2 protein-coding genes are annotated in these 1,896 nt (G+C 62.0%); both read right to left on the reverse strand.

Annotated features, from left to right (window positions below; translation table 11 throughout):
* On the reverse strand, positions 1–1,320 hold a 1,320-nt coding region (locus FW796_RS31810; RefSeq protein ID WP_446440696.1), incomplete at its 3' end, for a condensation domain-containing protein.
* A 12-nt stretch (positions 1,321–1,332) separates the two neighbouring features.
* Positions 1,333–1,896, reverse strand: a 564-nt coding sequence (locus tag FW796_RS31815) for a phosphopantetheine-binding protein (RefSeq protein WP_446440697.1), incomplete at its 5' end; no start/stop codon positions are given.

Consider the following 1,896-nt stretch of genomic DNA (forward strand, 5'->3'; position numbering starts at 1 on the left):
GGCCCAGAGACCATCCTCGGATTCGAAGGTATCCAGGGTCAGGTCGAACTGCGCGGCGCGCCCCTGCCAACTCAGGGTCTCGATACTGAGGTCGTCCAGGCGCTGGCTCTGCCCGCCCTTCTTGACTGCGGTCTGGTGGTTGAACATCGCCTGGAACAGCGGGCTGTGGCTCAGGCTGCGCTCGGGGCGCAAGGCTTCCACCAACTGCTCGAAAGGCAAGTCCTGGTGGGACTGGGCCATCAGCGCGGTCTGCTTGACCTGCTGCAGGAAATCATTGAAGCCCAGTTGCCCGTCGACCTCGGCCTTGAACACCTGGGTATTGACGAAGAAGCCGATCAGGCGCTCGGTCTCCACCCGGTTGCGGTTAGCGGTGGGCACCCCGACGCGGATGTCCGCCTGACCGCTGTAGCGGTGCAGCAGGACCTGGAACGAGGCCAGCAACAGCATGAACAGGGTCGCCCCTTCACGCTGGGCCAATTGCTTGAGGCCCAGGCGCAACTCTTCCGGCAACGGGATATCCAGCAGCGCCCCCCGATAGCTCTGGATCGCCGGGCGCGAGTGGTCCAGCGGCAGCATCAGCAAGGGCTGCTCCCCGGCCAGTTGCTCCAGCCAGTAGCCCAGTTGCCGCTCACGCTCGCCGGCGTCCATCCACTGGCGCTGCCAGTTGGCATAGTCGGCGTATTGAATCGGCAGCTCCGGCAGGCTGACCGTGCGCCCCTGGCGGTAACCGGCATAGAGCTGGATCAGCTCGTCGACCATCACCCCCATCGACCAGCCATCGGAAACGATGTGGTGCTGGGTCAGGACCAGCACATGCTCGTCTGCCGCCACCCGCAGCAACTTGGCCCGCAACAGCGGGCCATTGCGCAGATCGAAGGGCGGCTGGCTCTTGCTGTCGGTCAGGGCATGGACCTGGGCCTCATAGGACAGGCCGCCGGCGTGCAGTTCGATGACCTCGATGTCCAGCGGTGCCGGTGGATGGACCACCTGTACCGCAGTGCCATCGTCTTCGGAAAAGGTAGTGCGCAGGGTTTCATGCCGGGCAATCAGGGTATCGAATGCATGGCGCAGCGCGTCGAGGTCCAGTTCTCCGGTCAAGCGCAGCGCCGTGGTGATGTGGTAGGCGGTGCTGTCGGGCTCCAGTTGCCAAAGGAACCATTGGCTTTCCTGGGTATAGGAGAGAACCGGCGCCTCGTCGGCGCCGCGGCTGCAGATAGGAGCGATACCAAAGAGGTTGATGCCCTTTTCTTTAAGCAAAATCGCCAGGGCTCTTCTTTCCTTGGAAGAAAGCGTGCCTACCGAGTCGATTAAAGCTTGCATGTACTACCTCGCCTAAGAAATTATTTTTTCAAGATCATCGGGAGATAAACGTTTGAGGGCCTCCAAAGATTTAGCCAATTCATCCTGCAGTGAAGAAGTTGTCTGCCGCAGGGCCTGAACCTTCTCGATAAAGGCTGCGAGGCTCTCCGCGCCGAACAGCGACTTGATGGGCATATCCACGCCAAACTGCTGCTTGACCCGAGTCACCACCTGAGCCACCAACAGGGAGTGGCCGCCCAGCTCGAAGAAGTTGTCGCTCATGCCCACCCGATCCAGCTTCAGCACATCAGCCCAGATCGCCGCGACCTGTTGCTCCAGCTCGCTCTGCGGCGCCACGTAGACTTGCTGCATCTGCTGGGCGTCGACCTTGGGCAGGGCCTTGCGATCGAGCTTGCCGTTCGGGGTCAGGGGCAGTGCCTCCAGGAACAGCAGGTAGGCCGGCACCATGTAGTCCGGCACATGCTCTTTCAGCGCCGTCTTGATGCTTTCGCGCAGGGCTGTCTGGGCTTCCCCTGCCACCGCCATAGCGGCGTCGCTCGGCACGATATAGGCCACCAGTTGCTGGCCGTTCTCGCT

This window comes from Pseudomonas sp. 910_21, assembly GCF_052850735.1.